The 21919-nt window shown below is 69.1% G+C and carries 22 protein-coding genes; 6 read left to right on the forward strand and 16 right to left on the reverse strand.

Annotation, left to right across the window (positions count from 1 at the left end):
• Nucleotides 1-117: 117 nt before the first annotated feature.
• Entirely contained in the window at nucleotides 118-1623 is a 1506-nt protein-coding gene (gatB, locus tag KB201_RS12145; RefSeq protein WP_078112932.1) for an Asp-tRNA(Asn)/Glu-tRNA(Gln) amidotransferase subunit GatB, read from the reverse strand.
• Nucleotides 1624-1754: 131 nt separating this feature from the next.
• Here gatB and KB201_RS12150 point away from each other — a divergent pair, with 131 nt between their 5' ends.
• Complete coding sequence (locus KB201_RS12150; protein WP_058252197.1) at nucleotides 1755-1988, forward strand: PspC domain-containing protein; 234 nt, start codon at nucleotides 1755-1757, stop codon at nucleotides 1986-1988.
• Nucleotides 1989-2002: 14 nt separating this feature from the next.
• On the opposite strand, the gene KB201_RS12155 is transcribed toward KB201_RS12150, so the two are convergent.
• The 3 genes from KB201_RS12155 to KB201_RS12165 form a co-directional block, all read right to left on the reverse strand.
• On the reverse strand, nucleotides 2003-3037 hold the full coding sequence (locus tag KB201_RS12155) for a 6-phosphofructokinase (protein WP_058252148.1): 1035 nt from the start codon (nucleotides 3035-3037) through the stop codon (nucleotides 2003-2005).
• A gap of 89 nt (nucleotides 3038-3126) precedes the next feature.
• A complete protein-coding gene (locus KB201_RS12160) occupies nucleotides 3127-3777 on the reverse strand; it encodes a response regulator transcription factor (RefSeq protein ID WP_058252149.1) in 651 nt (216 codons plus the stop codon).
• A gap of 9 nt (nucleotides 3778-3786) precedes the next feature.
• Complete coding sequence (locus KB201_RS12165) at nucleotides 3787-5079, reverse strand: sensor histidine kinase (protein ID WP_058252150.1); 1293 nt, start codon at nucleotides 5077-5079, stop codon at nucleotides 3787-3789.
• Between the two features lie 159 nt (nucleotides 5080-5238).
• Here KB201_RS12165 and KB201_RS12170 point away from each other — a divergent pair, with 159 nt between their 5' ends.
• The gene (locus tag KB201_RS12170; RefSeq protein WP_249145396.1) at nucleotides 5239-5946 is read left to right on the forward strand and encodes a hypothetical protein; all 708 of its coding nucleotides are present in this window, start codon (nucleotides 5239-5241) and stop codon (nucleotides 5944-5946) included.
• Complete coding sequence (locus tag KB201_RS12175) at nucleotides 5943-7190, forward strand: alpha/beta-hydrolase family protein (RefSeq protein WP_205333478.1); 1248 nt, start codon at nucleotides 5943-5945, stop codon at nucleotides 7188-7190. Before KB201_RS12170 ends, KB201_RS12175 begins: the two co-directional genes overlap by 4 nt.
• A 45-nt stretch (nucleotides 7191-7235) precedes the next feature.
• Here the strand turns inward: KB201_RS12175 and gatA are convergent, their stop codons facing one another.
• Nucleotides 7236-8756, reverse strand: a complete 1521-nt coding sequence (gatA, locus tag KB201_RS12180) for an Asp-tRNA(Asn)/Glu-tRNA(Gln) amidotransferase subunit GatA (RefSeq protein WP_058252153.1) — start codon at nucleotides 8754-8756, stop codon at nucleotides 7236-7238.
• Nucleotides 8753-9064 (reverse strand): Asp-tRNA(Asn)/Glu-tRNA(Gln) amidotransferase subunit GatC, encoded by a 312-nt coding sequence (gene gatC / locus KB201_RS12185; protein WP_065632687.1) that lies wholly within the window; start codon nucleotides 9062-9064, stop codon nucleotides 8753-8755. The genes gatA and gatC overlap by 4 nt, the downstream gene beginning before the upstream one ends.
• Nucleotides 9065-9243: 179 nt before the next feature.
• Here gatC and KB201_RS12190 point away from each other — a divergent pair, with 179 nt between their 5' ends.
• On the forward strand, nucleotides 9244-9912 hold the full coding sequence (locus tag KB201_RS12190) for a hypothetical protein (RefSeq protein ID WP_058252155.1): 669 nt from the start codon (nucleotides 9244-9246) through the stop codon (nucleotides 9910-9912).
• A 34-nt stretch (nucleotides 9913-9946) separates the two neighbouring features.
• On the forward strand, nucleotides 9947-10462 hold the full coding sequence (locus KB201_RS12195) for an O-acetyl-ADP-ribose deacetylase (protein ID WP_068971731.1): 516 nt from the start codon (nucleotides 9947-9949) through the stop codon (nucleotides 10460-10462).
• A gap of 7 nt (nucleotides 10463-10469) precedes the next feature.
• Here the strand turns inward: KB201_RS12195 and ligA are convergent, their stop codons facing one another.
• The 10 genes from ligA to KB201_RS12245 all read right to left on the reverse strand — a co-directional run bounded on the left by ligA (nucleotide 10470) and on the right by KB201_RS12245 (nucleotide 20913).
• The gene (ligA, locus tag KB201_RS12200; RefSeq protein ID WP_211539366.1) at nucleotides 10470-12560 is read right to left on the reverse strand and encodes an NAD-dependent DNA ligase LigA; all 2091 of its coding nucleotides are present in this window, start codon (nucleotides 12558-12560) and stop codon (nucleotides 10470-10472) included.
• A 137-nt stretch (nucleotides 12561-12697) separates the two neighbouring features.
• Nucleotides 12698-13084 (reverse strand): MmcQ/YjbR family DNA-binding protein, encoded by a 387-nt coding sequence (locus KB201_RS12205; RefSeq protein WP_211539367.1) that lies wholly within the window; start codon nucleotides 13082-13084, stop codon nucleotides 12698-12700.
• Nucleotides 13085-13126: 42 nt separating this feature from the next.
• Nucleotides 13127-14143 (reverse strand): vitamin-B12 independent methionine synthase, encoded by a 1017-nt coding sequence (locus KB201_RS12210; RefSeq protein WP_211539441.1) that lies wholly within the window; start codon nucleotides 14141-14143, stop codon nucleotides 13127-13129.
• Nucleotides 14140-15258: a tRNA 2-thiouridine(34) synthase MnmA gene (mnmA, locus tag KB201_RS12215; protein ID WP_211539368.1), complete on the reverse strand. Its 1119-nt coding sequence runs from the start codon at nucleotides 15256-15258 to the stop codon at nucleotides 14140-14142. The genes KB201_RS12210 and mnmA overlap by 4 nt, the downstream gene beginning before the upstream one ends.
• The gene (locus tag KB201_RS12220; protein WP_211539369.1) at nucleotides 15258-16478 is read right to left on the reverse strand and encodes a cysteine desulfurase family protein; all 1221 of its coding nucleotides are present in this window, start codon (nucleotides 16476-16478) and stop codon (nucleotides 15258-15260) included. The genes mnmA and KB201_RS12220 overlap by 1 nt, the downstream gene beginning before the upstream one ends.
• Before the next feature lie 69 nt (nucleotides 16479-16547).
• Nucleotides 16548-17027 (reverse strand): DUF4334 domain-containing protein, encoded by a 480-nt coding sequence (locus KB201_RS12225; protein ID WP_159371154.1) that lies wholly within the window; start codon nucleotides 17025-17027, stop codon nucleotides 16548-16550.
• 62 nt (nucleotides 17028-17089) lie between these two features.
• Nucleotides 17090-18034 (reverse strand): 1-acyl-sn-glycerol-3-phosphate acyltransferase, encoded by a 945-nt coding sequence (locus tag KB201_RS12230; RefSeq protein WP_211539370.1) that lies wholly within the window; start codon nucleotides 18032-18034, stop codon nucleotides 17090-17092.
• Nucleotides 18031-19017 carry a GNAT family N-acetyltransferase gene (locus KB201_RS12235; protein WP_211539442.1) on the reverse strand — a complete coding sequence of 329 codons (987 nt, stop codon included), beginning with the start codon at nucleotides 19015-19017 and terminating at the stop codon, nucleotides 18031-18033. Before KB201_RS12235 ends, KB201_RS12230 begins: the two co-directional genes overlap by 4 nt.
• A gap of 100 nt (nucleotides 19018-19117) precedes the next feature.
• Nucleotides 19118-20074 (reverse strand): electron transfer flavoprotein subunit alpha/FixB family protein, encoded by a 957-nt coding sequence (locus KB201_RS12240; protein ID WP_068970697.1) that lies wholly within the window; start codon nucleotides 20072-20074, stop codon nucleotides 19118-19120.
• A 53-nt stretch (nucleotides 20075-20127) separates the two neighbouring features.
• On the reverse strand, nucleotides 20128-20913 hold the full coding sequence (locus KB201_RS12245; RefSeq protein ID WP_004019278.1) for an electron transfer flavoprotein subunit beta/FixA family protein: 786 nt from the start codon (nucleotides 20911-20913) through the stop codon (nucleotides 20128-20130).
• Between the two features lie 186 nt (nucleotides 20914-21099).
• Here KB201_RS12245 and KB201_RS12250 point away from each other — a divergent pair, with 186 nt between their 5' ends.
• On the forward strand, nucleotides 21100-21918 hold the full coding sequence (locus tag KB201_RS12250; protein ID WP_211539371.1) for a bifunctional 2-polyprenyl-6-hydroxyphenol methylase/3-demethylubiquinol 3-O-methyltransferase UbiG: 819 nt from the start codon (nucleotides 21100-21102) through the stop codon (nucleotides 21916-21918).
• The last annotated feature ends 1 nt before the right edge of the window (nucleotide 21919 follow it).

Raw genomic sequence — 21919 nt, forward strand, 5'->3', positions numbered from 1 at the left:
GAAGGGCTCCGCAACCTGTCTCACCAGGCCCTTCGTGGCTCGTCGCTGGCGCTCCTCGCACCTCAGGGAGCAATGGTTATGTCGTCTTTCGGATCAGGGAGCAGAGGGGCTGCGCCCTCAGGAACAGGCCGCGATGACGAGTTCTTTGACGCGGGCCGGGTCTGCTTGTCCGCGAGTCGCTTTCATGACGTCTCCGACGATCTTGCCGGCGGCCTGGACCTTCCCGCCGCGGATCTTGTCGGCGATGTCGGGGTTGGCGGCGAGCGCGTCGTCGACGGCCTTCTGGAGCGCGGAATCGTCCCGAACCACCTCGAGGCCGCGGTCGGCGACGATCTGAGCGGGCTCACCCTCACCGTCGAGGACGGCGGTCGCGACCTGCTGCGCCAGCTTGGTCGTGAGTCTGCCCTCGTCGACCAGGCCGATGATCTCGGCGACCTGCGCCGGCGTGATGGACAGGTCGGCGAGTTCGACTCCGCGAGAATTGGCCTGTTGCGCAAGGAAGGACACCCACCAGCCGCGCGCCGCCTCGGGTGCTGCTCCGGCGTCGACGGTGGCGATGATGAGATCGACCGCGCCGACGTTGACGAGGTCACGCATGACCTCGTCGGAGACTCCCCAGTCCTCCTGGATGCGGGCGCGACGTAGCCACGGCAGCTCGGGCAAGTTCGCCCGCAACTCCTCGATCCACGCCGAATCCGGCTGCACCGGAGGCAGATCCGGCTCCGGGAAGTAGCGGTAGTCCTCGGCGGTCTCCTTGCGGCGCCCGGCCGACGTGGTGCCGTCGGTCTCGTGGAAGTGCCGCGTCTCCTGGACGATCTCGCCGCCGGCCTCCAGGATGGCGGCCTGACGGCGCATCTCGTAGCGAACCGCCACCTCGACGCTCTTGAGCGAGTTGACGTTCTTGGTCTCGGTGCGCGTACCGAATTCGGTGGCGTCCTTCGTCTTCAGCGACAGGTTCACATCGCAGCGCATCGACCCCTGGTCCATACGCACGTCCGACACGTCCAGCGACTTGAGCAGGTCGCGCAGCGCCGACACGTAGGCCCGGGCGACCTCGGGCGCGCGTTCCCCCGCGCCCTCGATGGGCCGCGTCACGATCTCGACGAGCGGCACGCCCGCGCGGTTGTAGTCGAGCAGCGAATGACTCGCGCCGTGGATTCGACCCGTCGAGCCGCCGATGTGCAGCGACTTGCCGGTGTCCTCCTCCATGTGGGCGCGCTCGATCTCGACCCGCCAGGTGGTGCCGTCGCCGAGCACGACGTCGAGGAAACCGTCGTAGGCGATCGGCTCGTCGTACTGCGAGATCTGGTAGTTCTTCGGCTGATCCGGGTAGAAGTAGTTCTTCCGCGCGAAGACGCTCGACGGCCGGATGGAGCAGTTCAGCGCGAGGCCGATGCGGATCGCGGACTCGATGGCCTTGGCGTTGGCGACCGGGAGCGAACCCGGCAGTCCGATACACACCGGGCACACCTGGGTGTTCGGGTCGGCGCCGAACTCGGTGGGGCACCCGCAGAACATCTTGGTCGCGGTGCCCAGCTCGACGTGCACCTCGAGACCCATCACCGGATCGAATGCGGCAAGCACCTCGTCGTAGTCCAACAGGTCGACGGCTGCGGAAGTCATAGCGGCCAGTTTATGCGGCGATATCCCAGGGGCACGTTCAGGGTGATCACCGATGCCGGGAGCCGGACCCGCTCGTAGCGTGGATGTCACCGGCGAACGACGCCGGACCACAATCCACACAGGAGGACGAGATGACCACCCCGCAACCCGCCTACAGCGGCCCCCGCCTGATGCGTTCGCGCAGCAACTCGTGGCTGGGCGGTGTCTGCGGTGGTATCGCGCAACGTTGGGGCTGGGATCCGACGCTCATCCGCGTGCTGTTCATCCTGTCGATGCTGCTGCCCGGACCCCAGGTCCTGATCTACCTGGCGCTCTGGATCATCATCCCGCGCGAGCCGGCCGCGACGGTCACCCCGGTGGCCTGACGGCCCGGAGTCGCTCAGCCGAAGATGACCCGGATCTCCTTGTACTGATCCAACGGCACCGTCTTCAGTTCACCGAGTGCCTCGTCGAAGGTGATCCGGGCGATGTCGGTGCCGTGAAGCGCGACCATCTGCCCCCAGCCCTTCTCGGCGACGAGGTCGGCGGTCGCCATCCCCATGCGGGTCGCGAGCACCCGGTCGTAGGCCGACGGCACGCCGCCGCGCTGGATGTGGCCGAGGATGGTGGCCCGGGTCTCGATCCCGGTCCGCTCCTCGATGAGCGGGGCGAGCACCTCGGCCACACCACCGAGTCGGGGGCGGTTGAAACCGTCGAGGCCTTTGGTGGAGTACGCCTCCTTCATCTCCGGGAGCTTGAACCCCTCGGCGACGACGACCATCGGCGAACGGCCGCGCGACTTGACGCTGGTGACCCAGGCACAGATCTGGTCGAGACTCTCGGGGTTCTCCGGGATCAGGATGACGTGGGCGCCGCCGGCGATCCCGGAGTGCAGGGCGATCCAGCCGGCATGGCGACCCATGACCTCGAGGACCATGCACCGTTTGTGCGAGTTGCCGGTGGTGCGGAGGCGGTCGATGGCCTCGGTCGCGATCTCCACCGCGGTGTTGAACCCGAAGGTGTAGTCGGTGGCGGCGATGTCGTTGTCGATGGTCTTGGGAACCCCGACGATGTTGATGCCGTCGTCGAACAACCGCTTCGACGCCGCCGCCGTGCCCTCGCCGCCGATCGCGATCACGCCGTCGATCTCGAGGTTCTTCAACACCTTCTTGATGTTCTCGGGACCGCCGTCGGGTTCGGAGTAGGGACCGAACCGGCTCGTGCCGAGAATGGTGCCGCCCTGGTTCGACAGGCCGCGGACCGTCGACCGGTTCAATTCGACGATGTCGCCGTAGACCAGTCCGGCCCAGCCGTCCCGGAAGCCGACGAACTCGTGGCCGTACACGGTCTCACCCTTGAGCACTGCGCCGCGGATGACCGCGTTCAGTCCGGGGCAGTCTCCCCCGGACGTCAGAATGCCGAACCTCTTGGCCACTGGTGAGACCACCCTCCCTGTCGTCATCGGTCAACCTGCCCGAGCAACCCCAATCTAGTGCCCCGACGAGCCCGGCGCTGGTCGCGAAATCACTTGATGCCGTTCTCGTAGGCGAACACGACGGCCTGCGCCCGATCCCGGAGCCGGAGTTTGTTCAGGAGACTGCTCACATGGGTCTTCACCGTCTGCTCGGTCACGAACAGGTCCGCGCCGATCTCCGCGTTGGACTTGCCGTCGGCCACCAGGTCGAGCACCTCGCGCTCCCGCGGGGTGAGCGTGTCGAGCTTCTGATCCCGCGCCGGCCGCCGGCGCCTGGCGGTGACCTCGGTGATCAGCCGCCGTGTGATCGACGGTGCCAGCAACGCCTCACCCGCGGCCACGACGCGGACCGCTCGCACCAGCTCTTCGGCGGGCGCATCCTTCAGCAAGAATCCCGATGCCCCTATGCGCAGCGCCTCGTACACGTAGTCGTCGATGTCGAAGGTCGTCAGCATCAACACGCGCGTGGGCGGTTCGGCAGACGACGCGAGGATCTGCTCCGCGGCCCACAGTCCGTCCTTGCGCGGCATCCGCACATCCATCAGCACGACGTCGGGACGCACCCGACGACACACCTCGACGGCCTCGACCCCGTCGGCGGCATCGCCGAGGACCGAGAGGTCGGGTTGCGCGGCGAGCAGCGCCGAAAAGCCCTGACGCACCATGGCCTGGTCATCTGCGATGACTACGGTGATCGGCACGCCGTCACGCTACCGTCGTCGTGACGACGGCTCACCGGAACCCGTGGAGGTCACGATCGGCTCGGGCACGACGACGTCCCGGCGCGGCGTCGCCGGGATGCGAGCGCGTACCGCGAACCCGCCGGTCGATGTGGGGGCGGCGACCAGCGAACCACCCACCGCCTGAGCGCGATCGATCATCCCGGGGATACCCACTCCGCTCCCGCCGATCTGCAATGGTTCAGCGGTCGCGGCCGTGTTGACCACGGCGACGTCGACGAGATCATCGTCCCCGCGCCTCACCTCGACGTCCACGCGCCCGCCGGGGGCGTGCCGGGTGGCATTGGCCAGCGACTCCTGCACGATCCGATAGATCACCAGCGCGGCCGATTCACCGACGTCGTCGGCGTCGATGGCCAGGTTCAGCACGACCTCGGCACCCGCGCGGCGTGTCTCGGTGACCAGCGAATCGAGTTCGGCCAAACCGGGATTGGGTGCCGCCGAAGCATCCGCACCCTCGACGCGCAGGACCCCGAGCAACTGCCGGACCTCGTCGAGGGACGTACGTGCCGCCTCCGCAATGGCGTCGAATTCCGCTGCGGCAGAAGGGCTCACATCCGGCAGGCGATATCTGGCGGTCTGTGACATCACCACCACCATCGACATCCGGTGCGCGACCACATCGTGCAGGTCCCGGGCGATGCGCGCCCGCTCCTGGAGTACGGCCGCCTCGGCTTCGGCGGCCTCGGTCTGCTCGGTGCGCACCGCCAACTGCCGGCGCGAAGCCATCAGTCCGCGCAGCAACGCGACCACGACCGCGAGCACCGAGATCCCGAAGACCCACCCGACGCGCGCGGTCGGTTGCACGGCGAAGGCGATGACGATCGACGTCGAGACCCAGACCACCGGAATCCATCGCAGCGGGCACTTGAGGAAGGCCATGAACGTGAGGACCAGCAGTTCGATCAGGTGGGTGACCTGGATCGTCAGCTCCCACCCGCCCCGGGTCGGGACGACGATGCCGATGAGTTGGGCAGAGACCACCGAGATCGCCCACCCCAGCAACGGGGCCGACCACGCGAGGGCGATCGGCAGGGCCGCGAAGGCAGCGACCACGGGTAGCACGAACACCGGCATCGAGTGGGTGATCGGCAGCGTCGGCCAGGCGACCGAGTACATGACCAGCGCCACGAACAGGAAGAACCAGTTGAGGCGCGACGAGAAGTAGTGGCGCACCGCGGGGTCCTGGGCCACCGGGGCGGTCGAGGCCCATTCGAGTGAGGACGCCCCCACCGCGCGGAGCTTCTTGCGGTATCCGAACATGCCCTCACCCTAGGCTCGCCGACCGCTCGAAGACCTCATACTTCCGAGGGAGACGACCCGCTACCGTCGTAGCGTTTCGGCGCCGACGAACCGGCCTGGGGACGACCGCGGCCGGTCCCGCGGAGCGATGTGCCGGCCGAATCCGGACTCATAGCGTCGATGCTCATGACCGGATCAGAGAACATCCGAAAGCTTCCGTCGGACAACGTCTTACACCAGCACCGCGATCTCTCCGCAACCACTCGCCGACGACGGTCGCGGTGGTGGGCGGCGATGCTCACCCTGGCCGTACTCGTCACCGGCCAGTGGGTCTCGACCGCACACGCCGTCGCAGGCCCGCTCCTCGCAGCACCGAGCCCGGCGGTGACGGCGCCGGCGGCCGATGCGACCAATCCCTACGCGGCCGTGGTCGTCGCCCTCGTGGGACCGCACCCGGCCACCGCACTGGCGTCCCTTCCGCCGTCCTTCGTCGTGGCGCAGGGGTACTCCCCGCGGATCGTCGACGGATACCCGATCGACCCGGATGGGGACTGCTCGTCGCCGGTTCCGTTGCCACCGCACTTCACCCCGCTGTGCCGCACCCACGATCTCGGCTACGACCTGTTGCGGGCGGCGCAGCGAAACGGCAAACCGCTCGGAGCGTGGGCCCGGATCGCGCTGGACCGCATGCTGATCGACCGGATGTACGCGTCCTGCCGGACGCCTGCGTGCACGACAGCCGCGCATGGCGCTCGGATCGGGTTGGCGTGGAACACGTGGCGGCAGTACGGCGGTCCCCCGGCCCGGGGCGAGTCGTTGTCGGCCTTGGTCCGCACGACCGTCGAGCGCGCCCTGGTCGATCCCGACGAGCGCGAGGTGCGGCGATGACGAAGTACCGAGACGCCCGTTGGCTGCGTGACGGCCCGTTCCGATCGTGGCCGCATCCCGCGATCAGTGTCGCGGTGACCCTCGGTTACCTCATGGCGGTCTATCCGGGCACGCTGCCCCGGGACGCGACGACGACCGCGATCGTGACAGCGGCATTCGGCGCCCTGGGTGCGATCATCGGGATGATCGTCGCCCGGCGCAGCCGGCGACAGCCGGACGACCAGGCACGGCGCGTCGTGTTCTGCTCCTGCCTGGTGATCCTCGGATGCGCGGTCGGCGTGGCGGTCTGGTGGCAGAACCTCATCCGTGCGGCGGTCGACGTCGCCCCCGTCGGGCTCGGGTGGGGCGCGGCGGCCACGATCCCGCCGGCCGTCATCGTCCTGGCGATCGTCGCCGTCCCGCGCAGCTGCGCTCTGCTCGCGGCCGGCGCAGTCGCCCTCACTGCGGGACTGCTGGCACCCGCCGACGCCGGCGCCGACGAACAGCCGGTGCCGGCGTCGTCGACGACGGTGGCGACGCATTCGGACGTCCTGGCCCGCGGGGAGCTGAGCACCGATGGATTCGACCGCGCCGCTGCACAACTCGTGCGGACGTGGGCGCGTTCGGGCGGACTGTCGACGCGGGCGGTTGTCGTTGCCGTGCCGACCGGATCGGGATGGGTCGACCCGGCAGCGGTCGACGGTTTCGAGAGCCGGTTCGCCGGCGACGTCCGGGTTCTCGCACTCCCCTACGACGACGTGCCGTCGTGGCAGGCCTTCGTGTCCGACCGCTCCCGATCGGCGGACTCGGCGATCGCGGTGGTGTCGGCACTGGCGGCCGTCCTCGACGGTGTTCCCGACCGCGAACGTCCGCGGGTGATCCTCTACGGGCAGAGTCTCGGTGCCGTGGGCGCCGACGCCGCCCGGGTATGGCTGGAGAACGAGCGCCCCGCTCTGCTCGACGAGACCGTGCTGGTCGCGCCGCCGGCGGGCACCGTCGCTCCGGATTCCCGCACCTCGCGAACGGTTCTCGCCAATTCCAGCGACCCCGTCGTGCGCTGGTCACCCGCCGGACTGTGGAGGCCGCACCGCGCGACCGAGGACACCCACATCCGCGGTCCGCGGGTCCCGTCGGCGCCGTGGCTACCCGTGGTCAGTTTCGTACAGACGAGCATCGACCTTCTCGGCGCACTCGACGGTGCGGCCGGGGTCGGCCACCGGTATGGGTCGGAACAGTCCGGACCGCCGCAGCCGATGCGGAACTGACGGCCCGCGGCGGCGTGCACCGAGGACGGCACGCCGCCCCGGTCGTCAGACGATCGGCCCCCGAGCCGCTTCGTACGACGCTCCCACGCGGTACAGCCGGTCGTCGGCCAGGGCGGGCGCCATGATCTGCAGCCCGACGGGCATGCCGTCGTCGACCGACAGCCCCGACGGCACCGACATCGACCCGATGCCGGCGAGGTTCACCGGCAGCGTGCACAGGTCGAACAGGTACATCGCGAGCGGGTCGTCGACCTTCTCCCCGATCGGGAACGCGGTGGTCGGCGTGGTCGGCGAGATGAGCACGTCGACCTTCTCGAAGGCGGTGGCGAAGTCACGCGCGATCAGGGTGCGCACCTTCTGCGCCTGACCGTAGTAGGCGTCGTAGTAGCCCGAGGACAACGCGTAGGTCCCGATCATGATGCGGCGCTTGACCTCTGGACCGAATCCCTGCTCCCGGGACAGAGCCATGACCTCATCGGCCGAATGCGAGCCGTCGTCGCCGACCCGCAGTCCGTAGCGCATCGCGTCGAACCGCGCGAGGTTCGACGACACCTCCGACGGGAGGATGAGGTAGTAGGCGCCCAGCGCGTAGGTGAAGTGCGGACAGCTGACCTCGACCACCTCGGCGCCGCGCTCCTCGAGGAGCTTGACGGCCTGGTGGAAAGAGTCGAGCACGCCGGACTGGTAGCCCTCGCCCTGCAGTTCGGTGACGACACCGATCCGGACGCCGGCGAGATCCCGCTCGGCCCCTTCGCGGGCGGCCGAGACGACGTCGGGCACCGGCACATCGATCGAGGTCGAGTCCCGCGGGTCGTGCCCGGCGATGATCTCGTGCAGCATCGCGGTGTCGAGGACGGTACGGCCACACGGGCCGCCCTGGTCGAGCGACGAGGCGCACGCCACGAGCCCGTAGCGCGAGACCGTGCCGTACGTGGGCTTGACGCCGACCGTCGCGGTGACCGCGGCCGGCTGCCGGATCGAGCCCCCGGTGTCGGTACCGATCGCCAGCGGGGCCTGGTACGAGGCCAGCGCGGCGGCGCTGCCACCCCCCGAACCACCCGGGATCTTGCTGGGATCCCACGGGTTCCGGGTGAGCTGGTAGGCGGAGTTCTCGGTCGAGCTGCCCATCGCGAACTCGTCCATGTTGGTCTTGCCCAGGATCGGGATGCCCGCGGCGCGCAGGCGTGCGGTGACCGTGGCGTCGTAGGGCGGAACCCAACCCTCGAGAATCTTGGAGCCGCACGTGGTGGGTGCGTCGGTGGTGGTGAAGACGTCCTTGAGGGCGATCGGTACACCCGCGAGGGCCGACGGGGCGTCCCCGGCGGCGATCGCGTCGTCGGCGGCCTTCGCGGCGACCAGCGCTTCGGCGCCACTGACGTGGAGGAACGCGCCGAGTTGGTCGTCGATCTCGGCGATGCGGTCGAGGTGGGCCTGGGTGACCTCCACCGAGCTGACCTCGCGGGCACCGATCCGGGTGGCGAGTTCGGCGGCGGACAATCCGGTCAGATCACCGTCGGGACGCGGCGCGGCGACATGGGATCCGGGGGCGCTGGAATCGGGACTCACTGCTCTTCTCCCAGGATCTGCGGAACCGCGAAACGGTCCTGCTCGACGGCCGGTGCACCGGACAGCGCGGCGTCGGTCGTCAGCCCCGGGACGACGACATCGGGGCGCAGCACATTCGCCAGTTCGGCCGGGTGGGCCGTGCCGGGCACGTCGTCGGCGGCCACTTCCGACACCGACGCGACGTGGGTCAGGATCGAGTCCAGCTGCTCGGCGTAGACATCGAGTTCGTCCTCGCTCAACGCCAGGCGCGACAGACGCGCCAGATGCGCGACTTCGTTGCGCGATATGGACTTCGGTTCGCCAGCCACCGCAGCGTCCTTCCTTCCATCACTGTTCGTTCGGGTCTCGTCGTCCCCGCCGCGTCGTCGACCGATGTCGTGTCGGCGTCTGGGCGACGTCTCCAGACTATGGGAACCCGCGACGACCGCTTCCCCCAGCCACCGGTTGGCAGCCGTGCACTGCGCGCCGCGCGCGCGTGGGTGCGAGAATGTCGCACGTGTCCTACCTGTTGCGGGTCTATCTCGAAGACCGGCCGGGCAGCCTCGGCGTGCTCGCCGTGCAGCTCGGCTCGGTCGGCGCAGACATCCTGTCCCTCGAGGTCGTCGAGCGCGGCAACGGTTACGCCGTGGACGACCTCGTCGTCGAGGTGGCGCCCGGGGCGCTGCCCGACAGCCTGATCACCGCGGCCGAGAAGGTCAACGGCGTCCGTGTCGACTCGATCCGCCCCTACTCGGGCGTGCTGGACACCCATCGTGAACTCGAGTTGGTCGATCAGGTGGCCACTGCCGGACGTGACCGGTTGCAGATCCTGGTGGACAACGCGCCCCGCGTCCTGCGCGTCTCCTGGGCGATGGTGGTCACACCGGCCAGCGGCGGCGTGCTGCAGCTCTTCGGCTCGTCCGGCGCCCCGGAGACCCCGCTGACCAGGGCGGACTGGCTACCGCTCGAGAGAGCCGTCGAGCTGGACGCCGACGGCGACTGGGTGCCCGGTGCCTGGCAGGACATGGACACCCGTCTCGCGGCGGCTCCCCTGGGATCGGAGTCGAGGGCGATCCTGCTCGGACGCATCGGCGGACCGGACTTCCGGCCGTCGGAGGTCGCCCGACTCGGTTATCTCGCCGGGATCGTCAGTACCGTGCTGCGCGCCGAGAGTTAGCCACAGCCGGTCGATCCGGAGGCATCATGGTCTGATGACGTCCATCACGTTGATACAGGGCGACATCACGACACAGTCGGTCGACGCGATCGTGAATGCCGCGAACTCCACACTGCTGGGCGGCGGCGGTGTCGACGGCGCGATCCACCGGCGGGGCGGCCCGGCGATCCTCGCCGAGTGCAAGGAGCTGCGGGCGGGCACCTACGAACGTGGACTACCTGTCGGCGAGGCCGTGGCCACCACGGCGGGAGACCTCGACGCACGTTGGGTCATCCACACGGTCGGACCGGTGCACTCCTACGACGAGGACCGCTCATCCCTGCTCGTCTCCTGCTACCGCGAGTCACTGCGCGTCGCAACCGAACTCGGTGCCACCACCATCGCCTTCCCGGCGATCTCGACCGGCGTCTACGGCTGGCCGATGAACGACGGCGCCCGCAAAGCGGTCGACACGGTGCGTGCCACGCTGCCGGAGACCTCGATCGAGGAGGTCCGTTTCGTCCTTTTCGACCAGCGTGCCTTCCGCGCGTTCGAGTCCGCTCTGGGCTGATCGACGGTCACTCGGGGCTGCCGGTCTCCAGCAACTTCTTGAACGCGTCCTCGTCGAGCACCGGCACGCCGAGCTGTTCGGCCTTGTCGGCCTTGGTGCCCGGCGAATCCCCCACCACCACGTAGTCGGTCTTCTTCGACACCGAACCCGACGCCTTGCCGCCGCGTTGCAGGATCGCCTCCTTGGCCCCGTCACGGGAGAAGTCCACCAGCGAACCCGTCACGACGATCGTCTTGCCCTCGAGGGTCCGCGGGATCGACTCGTCGCGCTCGTCTTCCATGGAAACGCCTGCGGCGCGCCACTTCTCGACGATGTCTCGATGCCAGTCGACGGTGAACCAGTCGTGGATCGACTGGGCGAGGGTCATTCCCAACCCCTCTACGCCGGCGAGCTGGTCGATGTCGGCGGCCTCGATGGCCTCGAGGGAACCGAATTCGGTGGCGAGGGCGCGGGCGGCGGTGGGCCCGACATGGCGGATCGACAGCCCGACCAGCACGCGCCACAGCGCCACGTCCTTGGCTTTGTCGAGGTTCGCCAGCAACCGCTTGCCGTTGGCCGAGAGCGCCCCCGCCTTGGTGGTGAACAGATCCGTGCGGATCAGGTCCTCGGCCGTCAGCGAGAAGAGGTCACCCTCGTTGGTGAGCACCCCCGCCGACAGCAGGGCCGACGCGGCCTCGTAGCCGAGCGCCTCGATGTCGAAAGAACCCCGACCGGCCAGGTGGAAGAGCCGCTCGCGCAACTGGGCCGGACAACTCTCCTGGTTCGGACAGCGGAGATCGGCGTCGCTCTCCTTCTCCGGCCGCAGCGGCGTCTCGCAGGCCGGGCACAGTTCGGGCATCTCGAACTCCACCTCGGTGCCGTCGCGGAGATCGACGACCGGCCCGAGGACTTCGGGGATCACGTCCCCCGCCTTGCGTATGGTGACGGTGTCACCGATCAGCACACCCTTGCGCTTGACCTCCGAACCGTTGTGCAGGGTCGCACGCGAGACCGTGGACCCGGCGACGAGCACGGGTTCGAGAACTGCGAAGGGTGTGACCCGGCCCGTGCGTCCGACGTTGACCTGGATGTCGGAGAGCTTGGTGGTGGCCTCCTCGGGCGGGTACTTGTAGGCGATCGCCCACCGCGGCGCCCGCGAGGTGGAACCGAGGCGGCGCTGCACCGTGACGTCGTCGACCTTGACCACGATGCCGTCGATCTCGTGCTCGACGTCGTGACGGTGCTCGCCCCAGTAGGCGATCTTGTCGATGATCTCGTCGGCGCCGGACACCTTGGTGGTGTGGGTCGACACCGGCAGACCCCAGGCCCCGAGCGCCAGGTAGGCGTCGTGCAACGACTCCGGTCGCCAGCCCTCCGTGTGCCCGATCCCGTGACAGATCATCCGCAGCTTGCGACGGGCCGTGACCTGCGGATTCTTCTGCCGCAGCGAGCCGGCGGCCGAGTTGCGCGGATTCGCGAACGGCGGCTTGCCCTCCGCCACGAGCGAGGCGTTGAGCGCCTCGAAGTCCTCCACCCGGAAGAAGACCTCGCCACGGACCTCGAGGACCTCGGGAATCGGGTACCCCGCAGACTCGGTCAGGCGCATCGGGATGTCGTCGATGGTGCGCGCGTTCAGTGAGACGTCCTCACCGGTGCGTCCGTCGCCACGGGTGACACCTCGTTCGAGAACCCCGTTCCGGTAGACCAGCGCCAGGGCCACGCCGTCGATCTTGAGCTCGCAGAGGAAGTCGGCCCGGGCGCCGGCGTCGGCGACCACGCGGTCGACCCAGGCGCGCATCTCGTCGTGGTCGAAGACGTTGTCCAGCGACATCATTCGCTCGAGGTGGTCCACCGGGGAGAACGCCGTGGAGAAGCCGCCCCCGACGAGCTTGGTGGGTGAGTCGGCGGCCGCGAGTTCGGGATACGCATCCTCGAGCGCCTGCAGGCGTCGGAGGAGCAGATCGAACTCGCCGTCGGTGATGACCGGCGCGTCCTTCACGTAGTAGCGGAACTGGTGCTCGCGGATCTCCTCGGCGAGTGCGGTCCACTCCTCACGCAGGTCCGCCTCCGGCCCCGACTGCTCGGTGACCGGCTGACCCGACTCCGTTGTATCTGCCACGTTCCGAGGGTATCGGAGTGGTGGGACAGACCCAGCTCGTCAACCGATGCCTCGTTCGCGCGGTACTGCTCCCCTTTCGCTGATGAGATCCGATCAGCGGGACGGAGACGGGGCCGCGGGAGTTTCCGCGCCGACGATCACAACGGACCGAGCTTCGCCACCGACCGTTTGGGTGCGATCTGGCGGTAACTCGTGTCGAGGAGTTCGGCGACCTCGTCCCAGTCGGTCTCGTCGTCGAGGATCAGCCCCACCCAGCCGGCCGGCCCGAGGTAGGCGGGCAGGAAGAACCGCGGATCGTCCAGCAGCGCGGGCCGCTCGGAGTCGTCGGCGAGGACCGGGATCGATTGATCGTGACGCACCTTGCTGCCCTTGACGCCACCGCCGTAGTTGCCGAACATCTTGCCGCAGCGGAAGGTCGGGCGACCGTGCGCGACGACCTCGGTTGCGTCGGGCAGCGCGAGCGCGATCTCCCGTATGCGGCCCAGATAGGGATCCGCGTCGTCGAACATGATCGGGTGCGGCATACCGACGAGAATAGGTCCGCGACGTCGGACCCGCAGGGGTTTTCAGAGCGCGGAGGGATCGCTGCCGAGCAGCTGACCGGCCTCCGCGGTGATCGCCAAGGCCGTCGTGGCCCACTTCGCCGACGCGCCGGCCAGACCACAGGTCGGCGTCACGATCACGTTGTCCGACAACACTTTGCGGTCCAGCCCGATGCGGTCGGTCAGCGCGGCGAGTTCGGTCGCCACGTGTTCGGCGGCCAGCGGACGATCGGGCGCGGTCGACGGCACACGACCTGCGAGCAGGACGCCGCCGCGGTCGACGAGCATCCCGATCCCGTCGAGATCGGTCGCCGACGGTGTGGTGATGTCGATCGAATACGCAACCCCGGGAAGATGTTCGAGGAGGTCCCACCGCGGTGTGCCGCAATCGTGCACGACCACCGGGACGCCGACGTGGTCGACGAGTTCGGTGAGTGCGCGAGCCACCTCGACCGCCGGTATCGCCCGGATGGGGTCGAAGCGGGTCAGTGGCTTCACCGTGCCGTCGATGACCTGGCCGACCATCGGCTCGTCGATCTGGACCACCACGCGCGCACCAAGTCGGCGTTCCACCTCGGCGACGTGCTCGCGCACACCCTCCGCCGTCGACTCGACGATGTCGCGGACGGCTCCGTGGTCTTTCAGGACTCGTTGCCCGTTCGTCAGCTCGACAGATGCCGAGGTGGTGAACGGACCGGCCACCTGCACCTTGAAGGTGCGGCCGGTACCGATGAAACCCGCTGTCTCCCAGAGTTCCTCGACGACGTCGAGGTCCTCGGCAAGCAGGTCCGCGGCGCGTCGGGCCAGGCGGGAGTGGCGTTGCGCCAGCCGGTAACCCCATGTCGCGGTGTCCATCGGCAGGTCGACGAGGATCGCCGCCATCCGGCCGATCAGATCCGCACCGATACCTCGCGCGGGCAGTTCGACGAGGTGAGCGAGATCGAGTTCCCCGTTCACCACCGCGGCGGCCGCACGTGCGTCGGTGCCGGGCATCGACCCCACGCCGGTGCCCACTCCGGTGGGCAGTGCCGCTCCGGTCACCGAGATGCGACGACAGTCGGCTGCGATGAGGTGGTGGCGATGCGTCCGCACCCGACGACCTGGTCGCCGCGTCGGGCATCGGGCAGGTACAGCACCGCGGCCTGACCGCGGGCGACGCCGGTGAGCGGCTCCTGCAGCGCGATGTCGATGGCGGGTTCACCGTCGATCGTGGTGGCGGTCGCGCGCACCGGCGCGAGCCCGCCGTGGGCTCGGACCTGCACCATCGCGTCGAAGGGTTCGTCCGGAGTGACGCCGGAGGTCCACACCGCGCGCGTCGCGGTGATGCCCCAGACCTGCAGGTCGGCAGCCGTCCCGACCGTCACCGTCCCCGAACCCGGGTCGATCTCGGTGACATAGCGGGGCTTGCCATCGGCGGCCGGCGCCTCGACCCCCAGGCCCTTGCGCTGCCCGATGGTGAAACCGTGGACCCCGTCGTGCTCGGCGAGGCGCTCGCCCGACGTCGCGTCCACGATCGCGCCCGGCCGGACGCCGATGCGGGCGCCGAGGAACGCGCGGGTATCGCCGCTCGGGATGAAGCAGATGTCGTGGGAGTCCGGCTTGTCCGCGACGGCCAGGCCGCGCCGGGCCGCCTCGGCCCGGATCTCGGACTTCGGAGTGTCACCGATCGGGAACATCGCCCGCGACAGCTGATCACGCGTCAGCACGGCCAGCACATACGACTGGTCCTTGTCGGCGTCGACCGCTCGTCGTAACTCGCCGTCGGTCAGTTGCGCGTAGTGACCGGTGGCCAGCGCGTCGAAGCCGAGCGCCATCGCCTTGTCGGCGAGGGCCGCGAACTTGATCTTCTCGTTGCACGTCAGACACGGGTTCGGGGTGCGTCCGGCCGCGTAGGCCTCGACGAACTCGTCGATCACATCGTCCTTGAACCGGTCGGCGAAATCCCACACGTAGAACGGGATTCCGAGGACATCGGCGGCGCGGCGGGCGTCGGAGGCGTCCTCGCGCGAGCAGCATCCGCGCGAACCGGTGCGCAGCGCACCCGGAGCCGTCGACAACGCCAGATGAACTCCGACCACCTCGTGACCGGCCTCGACCGCCCGGGCCGCGGCAACCGCCGAGTCGACGCCGCCGCTCATCGCTGCCAATACGCGCATCAGGAGATCCTTCCGCCGGGGACCGAGACCAGTCCGGCCGCCCGCGCCCGGTCGACGACCTCGTCGATGACCGCGGCGACCGCGTCGATGTCGGCCTCGGTGGTGGTGTGGCCGAGGGAGAACCGCAGCGACGACCGCGCGTCGGCCATGTCCAGACCCATCGCCAGGAGGACATGGCTGGCCTGGGCGACCCCGGCGGTGCAGGCCGATCCGGTGGAACACTCGACGCCCTTGGCGTCGAGAAGCATGAGCAGCGAGTCACCCTCACAACCGGCGAACGACACGTGCACGTTCCCCGGGAGGCGACGATCGCCGTCGGCACCGTTGCGCACCGTTCCGTCGACGCCGAGGAGGACGTCGGTCAGCCGGGTCTGCAGGGCGCGGACGTGCGCGGTGTTCTCGTCGAGGTGCTCGACGCACCACGACAGTGCCGCGGCCATCCCGGCCGCACCGGCGACGTCCTGCGTTCCCGAGCGCACGTCGCGTTCGTGGCCGCCGCCGTGCAGCAGCGGCACGCATCCGACGTCGCGACCCAGCAGCAGGGCACCGACACCCTGCGGGCCGCCGAACTTGTGGGCGGTCAGGCTGAGCGCCGAGAGGCCGCTCGCGGCGAAATCGACCGGCAGATGGCCGACGGCCTGGATCGCGTCGGAATGCACCGGGACGCCGAATTCGGACCCGACCGCGGCGAGCTCGGCGATCGGCTGGATCGTGCCGACCTCGTTGTTGGCCCACATCAGCGAGATGAGAGCGGTCTCGGCAGCGTGCTCCTCGAGCTCCGCGCGCAGGTCGGCGGGCGAGACGACACCGTCGGCGTCGACCGGGAGCAGGACGAGCTCGGCTCCGGCCTGCTCGGCCAGCCACTGCGCGGGGTCGAGGACGGCGTGATGTTCGATCGCCGAGGTGATGATCCGGCGACGGCGGGGATCGGCGTTCCGCTGTGCCCAGTAGATCCCCTTGACCGCCAGGTTGTCGGCCTCGGTGCCGCCGCCGGTGAAGACGACCTCGGAGGGCCGGGCACCGACCGCCGCGGCGATGGCCTCGCGCGCCTCCTCGAGCCGACGACGTGCGGTGCGACCGGATCCGTGCAGCGACGAGGCGTTACCCGGCTGCGCGAAGACGGCCGTCATCGCCTCGACGGCTTCGGGCAGCATCTGCGTCGAAGCGGCGTGGTCGAGGTAGACAGGCGCCTTCACGGGCGGTCGGCTTGGCACGGGCATCGCTAGCAAGGATAAACGCGCGTAGGTCGCCGACAAATTCCGCGATCGGACGCGGAACGACAGCCCGCCTCAGACCCGCTCGAGGTAGAAGTACAAGTGACGGCCGTCGATGACTCCGCCTTTGCCGTTCATGATCCCCATCACCGTGGTGTCGTCGACGCGCTTGAAGTGGTCGATGACCGGCTGACCGTCGTAGACCATCGATGCGGTGATCTCGCCGCGGAACTCGATCGCCCACAGGCTGGCCTCGCCCTTGCCGAGTGTGGTGTTGGAGTAGAGGTTGCCGTTCTCGTCGCGGCACACCAGCGGTTGGACGTCGCTGCGTGAGGTGAACGTCTTGCCGAACCAGTTGGCCTTGGCGAGCGCGCCGTTGATCGCGTGCCCGGTGGTGAACTCGCCGCCCTTCCATGCGCCGAGCATCTCCTCGGGCCGCAGCGGCGACAGTCCCGCCCACACGGTGTCGAGGTCGGCGTCGTCAACTCGGCCGTCGACGTCCCGGAGTTCGAAGAACTTGGCGCGCGCGGCTTCTCGGGTCTGAGTGGACGTCATCGTCGGCCTCCTGGGGGTACGCGGTTGATCGTCCGCAGAGCTGCGGACGGCTACCGGAAAACCTATATCAGGGAACGGGTGATGTCACTTTCCGCGGCCGGGAACCGCCCCGCCACGACGCGCTCACACCGACGCGCCAGCTCGCGACGATCTGCGCCGGGTTCCTCGGGCGGGTGGATGACCATCGTGACGACGAGACCACGCGCCCGCAGGACCCGCCGCAGCGTGTCGGCGGGGGTGTCGGCGCCGATGAAACTCGGTGCCGTCGCGGTGGTCCCGTCGCTGCCGACGAAACGCAACCTCACCGGCACGACCGGCACGTCCGCATCGATCGCGGCCTGGAAGAACGCGGGTCGGAATGCACCGGCCGAGCGGCCGCAGTACGTGGTGCCCTCGGGGAACACGATCACCGACGAGTCGCGGTGCAGCCGCCCGGCCACGTCGCCGACCGTCCCCGGCAGACCGCGGAGTGTGCCGCGGTCGACGGCGATGACGCCGAACCGGCGCGCGAGGGACGACACCACCGGCATCCCGACGACATCGGATTTGGCCACCACGTCAGCAGGGCTGATCAGCGCGAGCGCCAAGACATCGAGGAACGAGATGTGGTTGGCGACCACGAGTCCGGCGCGGGTCGGGCCACAGCGCCGGTCCTCGACGCGGACGGCGATGCCCAGGGCCGCCAGCAGTGCACCCGACGCGGATCGACGCAGGGGACGCGGCGGACGACGACGCAGCCGCGCCACCGCCCCGGTGGTCAGCGCCGCCCAGACGATCCACACCACGACCACGACGAGTCGGCACAGACGCCACGCGACGATCGTCGCGCCGAAGACCGCGTCGAACCGCCCGGCCCGCGGTGCACCGATGCAACCGTCGCCACAGATGCTGATCGGGAACCACGGGTGCGCGAGCGCGCCGGCCGGGCGGGCAGGCGGACACGCGGCGTGTTCGCGTCGGGGACGCTCGGAGCGAGGTCCGACCGGACCGACCAGCAGGGCGGTCATCGTGCCGCGCCCCCGGGCTCCGGCGTGGCATCCGCGCGGGCCGAACCCAGCCGTCGGGCACTCGATCGCAGCCGGTCGAGGTATCGCTTGTTGGCCCCTTCGCGGTCGAGCAGGGTCAGGAAGTCCGCGACGTCGAAGACGTCGTCGACCGCCGGCTCCCCACAGATGCGGGCGCCGAGGCGGAGGTATCCACGCATCAGCGCCGGCATCGCGACCGTGTCGGACGGCACGATGTCGTCGAGCAGGCGTCCGCCGATGCGCGCCGGCGCCAGCGGGTGTGCACGGCGCTCGGGGTCCTGGTGGTCGTCGCGCAGACGGTCGCGCAGGGCGCGCAGCGACGACCCCGGCAGCCATTCACCCGGCGTGTGCAGGGGCACCGACACACAGCCCATCAGGTATCGCAGGTCGGCGTCGTCCATGTACTGCAGCAGCGCCGCCCACATCAGCGCGGTGACCGACCCGTCGCGGTACTCGGAGTGGACACACGCCCGACCCAATTCGACGGTGGCGGAGACGATGTCGTTCATCTCGCGGAGGTCGAACTCGGTGGCCGAGTACCAGCCGCCGGCGGCGATCGCCCGCGCCGGGGAGAGCAGGCGCGCACACCCGACGACCCCGTCGTCGGTGTGGCGGACGATGAGGTGCTCGCAGAAGGCGTCGAACCGGTCGGCATCCCGTCCGGTGACCGCGTCACCGATGCGGTTGGAGAAGCCGGGCTCGTCGGCGAAGACGCGATACCGCAGTTCCTGGGCGGCGACGATGTCGGCGGGCTCGTCGGACACGAGGACCCGGATGGGTCCCGCGGTGAGCAGGATCGTCGGCACGGCCCGCGAGAACCGAGCGCGCGCGACATGGCTGGTGCGGACTGGCGACTGCATGGCGTTCATGACTCGAATGAAAACGAGACCGGGCATCGGCGGGACCACCGCAGCGTGTCGTGTCGGTGCGGGTTCGATGAACTCGGGCCGCCACCGGATGAACAGGCCTCGCCACGGCCACCTGCGGGTGAACGACCCCCGAACGCACGGTGACCCCCGACGGGGAGTCGGGGGTCACCGGGTTCTGCAGTTGATCAGTTCATGATCACTTGCGCTTCTTGACCTCTTCGGTCAGCTGCGGAGCGACGTTGAACAGATCGCCGACGACGCCGTAGTCGGCGATCTCGAAGATCGGGGCCTCTTCGTCCTTGTTGACGGCCACGATCGTCTTCGAGGTCTGCATGCCGGCGCGGTGCTGGATGGCGCCCGAGATGCCCAGGGCGACGTACAGCTGCGGCGACACGGTCTTACCGGTCTGACCGACCTGGAACTGACCGGGGTAGTAACCGGAGTCGACCGCCGCGCGCGAAGCGCCCACGGCGGCACCGAGCACGTCGGCGAGTTCTTCGACGACGGAGAACTTCTCGGCGCTGCCAACACCGCGACCACCCGAGACGACGATCGACGCCTCGGTCAGTTCGGGACGATCGCCGCCCACGTTCGGCTCGACCTTGGTGATCTTGACCGCGCCCTCTTCCTGAGCCGGGACCTCGACGTCGACACGCTCACCGGCGCCGGCCTGCGGCGCGGCCTCGACGCCACCGGGGCGGATCGAGAAGACCGGGACCTCGCCCTTGGCCTGGGCGTCGACGGTGTAGGCGCCACCGAAGATGGAGTGGATGCCCACGCCGCCTTCCTTGACGTCGACGATGTCGGCCAGGACGCCCGAGCCGAGGCGCACGGCCAAGCGGCCGGCGATCTCCTTGCCGTCGGCGGTGGCCGCGACGAGGATGCCGGCCGGCGAGGCGGTCTCGGCGATCGAGGCCAGCACGTCGACCTGCGGGGTGATGAGGTAACTACCCGCATCGTCGGACTCGGCGACGTAGATCTTCTCCGCGCCGGCCTCCTTGAGTCCGTCGAGGATGCCGTCGGCCGAGCCGGGCTTGCCGACGACGACCGCCGACGGGGTGCCGAGTGCGCGGGCGGCGGTGATGAGCTCGCTGGTGACCTTCTTCAGGGCGCCTTCGGCGTCCTGTTCCACGAGAACGAGTACTTCTGCCATGGTGGTTTTCTCCTGAATGTCTGGGGGTTCGCCGGTGGTCTGCGTGGAGAAGGTCAGATGATCTTCTGGCCGACCAGGTACTCGGCGACCTTGGTGCCGCCGTCGCCTTCGTCGGTGACGCGCTCGCCCGCGGTCTTCGGCGGCTTCGGGGTGTTCGCCGTCACGACCGAGCCGGCGTTCTCCAGGCCCACATCGCTTGCCTCGACGTCGATCTCGGCGAGGGTCAGGACGGTGACCTCCTTCTTCTTGGCGGCCATGATGCCCTTGAAGGAGGGGAAGCGCGGTTCGTTGATCTTCTCGTTCACGCTGACGATGGCCGGCAGGCTGGCCTCGACGTGGAAGATGCCGTCGTCGGTCTCCCGCTCGCCCTTGAGGGTCTCGCCCTCCAGGGTCAGCTTGCGCAGGTGGGTCAGGTGCGGGAGCTCGAGGTACTCGGCGATCATGGCCGGGATGGCGCCGACGCGACCGTCGGTGGCCTCGTTGCCGGCGATGACCAGCTCGACACCCTCGACCGTGCCGAGCGCCCGGGCCAGCACGTAGGCGGTCTGGACCGCGTCCGAGCCGTGCATGAGGTCGTCCTTGATGTGGATCGCCTTGTCGGCGCCCATGGACAGGGCCTTGCGGATGGCGTCGGTGGCGCGCTCGGGACCCGCCGTCAGGATGGTGACCTCACCGCCGTCGGCCTCCTTGATCTTCAGCGCTTCCTCGACGGCGCGCTCGTTGATCTCGTCCAGGACGGCGTCGGCGGCCTCACGGTCCAGGGTGTAGTCGTCGTCGGACAACTTGCGCTCGGACCATGTGTCGGGAACCTGCTTGATCAGTACGACAATGTTTGTCATGGGTCTACGTCGACCTCCTGCATCGGGTTCGGCAACTTACCGGCGGGTAAGGCCATGGGTCCCCACCACTTTAGCGTCTCCTATGTTTCCACTAAACATCGACTACCTCACACAATGCACGCTACCGTTCGCTCGCTCGGTACGACGGCCCCGGCGGTCCCCGGGGCATGCCCTACTCTCTGTCAGATGACTGACGCAGACCTCGGATCGTCGCGCGGGACGGCAACCACTGGTCTCGAGGCGCTCGACACCGACCAGCAATTGGCGCTGACCGGCGAGCGGACGGTCCCGGGGATTCCCGCCGAGAACTACTGGTTCCGGCGCCACGAGATCGCCTACCGCCACATCGCCGACCGGTGCGCGGGCCACGACGTCCTCGAAGCCGGCTCCGGTGAGGGGTACGGCGCCGCGATGATCGCCGACGCCGGGGCGTCGTCGGTGGTCTGCGTCGACTACGACGCCGCCGCGGTCGAACACACCCGACGCCGCTATCCCCAGCTCGTCGTCCACCAGGGCAACCTCGTCGACCTCCCCCTCGCCGACGCCTCGGTCGACATCGTGGTCAACTTCCAGGTCATCGAACACCTCTGGGATCAGCCGCGATTCGTCGCCGAATGCCATCGCGTGCTGCGTCCGGGCGGGGTCCTGGTCATGTCGACGCCCAACCGCATCACCTTCTCCCCCGGTCGCGACACACCGCTCAACCCCTTCCACACTCGTGAGCTCGACGCGGCCGAACTCACCGAACTGCTTCTCGACGGCGGCTTCGTGATCGACGCGATGTGGGGAGTCGTGCACGGACCGCGCCTTCGCGCCCTGGACACCAAATGGGGCGGTTCGCTCATCGACGCCCAGATCGAGCGTGCGCTCGCCGGCGTGCCCTGGCCGGACGAGCTGGCCGCGGATGTCGCCGGCGTGGTCGCCGCAGATTTCGACGTCGTCGATTCCGGCGTGTACGACATCGACGACTCGCTCGACCTGTTCGCCGTCGCGTTGCGGGGCTGAG

It is taken from the genome of Gordonia sp. SCSIO 19800, from assembly GCF_018132775.1.
In the GTDB taxonomy this organism is placed as follows: Bacteria; Actinomycetota; Actinomycetes; order Mycobacteriales; family Mycobacteriaceae; genus Gordonia; species Gordonia hongkongensis.

Excerpts from the sequence above, each read along its gene's own strand:
- gatB (WP_078112932.1), bottom strand. The coding sequence starts at position 1,623 with ATGACTTCCGCAGCCGTCGACCTGTTGGACTACGACGAGGTGCTTGCC.
- KB201_RS12150 (WP_058252197.1), top strand. The coding sequence starts at position 1,755 with ATGACCACCCCGCAACCCGCCTACAGCGGCCCCCGCCTGATGCGTTCG.
- KB201_RS12165 (WP_058252150.1), bottom strand. The coding sequence starts at position 5,079 with ATGTTCGGATACCGCAAGAAGCTCCGCGCGGTGGGGGCGTCCTCACTC.
- KB201_RS12170 (WP_249145396.1), top strand. The coding sequence starts at position 5,239 with ATGCTCATGACCGGATCAGAGAACATCCGAAAGCTTCCGTCGGACAAC.
- KB201_RS12175 (WP_205333478.1), top strand. The coding sequence starts at position 5,943 with ATGACGAAGTACCGAGACGCCCGTTGGCTGCGTGACGGCCCGTTCCGA.
- KB201_RS12190 (WP_058252155.1), top strand. The coding sequence starts at position 9,244 with ATGTCGCACGTGTCCTACCTGTTGCGGGTCTATCTCGAAGACCGGCCG.
- KB201_RS12195 (WP_068971731.1), top strand. The coding sequence starts at position 9,947 with ATGACGTCCATCACGTTGATACAGGGCGACATCACGACACAGTCGGTC.
- KB201_RS12205 (WP_211539367.1), bottom strand. The coding sequence starts at position 13,084 with ATGCCGCACCCGATCATGTTCGACGACGCGGATCCCTATCTGGGCCGC.
- mnmA (WP_211539368.1), bottom strand. The coding sequence starts at position 15,258 with ATGCGCGTATTGGCAGCGATGAGCGGCGGCGTCGACTCGGCGGTTGCC.
- KB201_RS12220 (WP_211539369.1), bottom strand. The coding sequence starts at position 16,478 with ATGCCCGTGCCAAGCCGACCGCCCGTGAAGGCGCCTGTCTACCTCGAC.
- KB201_RS12225 (WP_159371154.1), bottom strand. The coding sequence starts at position 17,027 with ATGACGTCCACTCAGACCCGAGAAGCCGCGCGCGCCAAGTTCTTCGAA.
- KB201_RS12230 (WP_211539370.1), bottom strand. The coding sequence starts at position 18,034 with ATGACCGCCCTGCTGGTCGGTCCGGTCGGACCTCGCTCCGAGCGTCCC.
- KB201_RS12240 (WP_068970697.1), bottom strand. The coding sequence starts at position 20,074 with ATGGCAGAAGTACTCGTTCTCGTGGAACAGGACGCCGAAGGCGCCCTG.
- KB201_RS12245 (WP_004019278.1), bottom strand. The coding sequence starts at position 20,913 with ATGACAAACATTGTCGTACTGATCAAGCAGGTTCCCGACACATGGTCC.
- KB201_RS12250 (WP_211539371.1), top strand. The coding sequence starts at position 21,100 with ATGACTGACGCAGACCTCGGATCGTCGCGCGGGACGGCAACCACTGGT.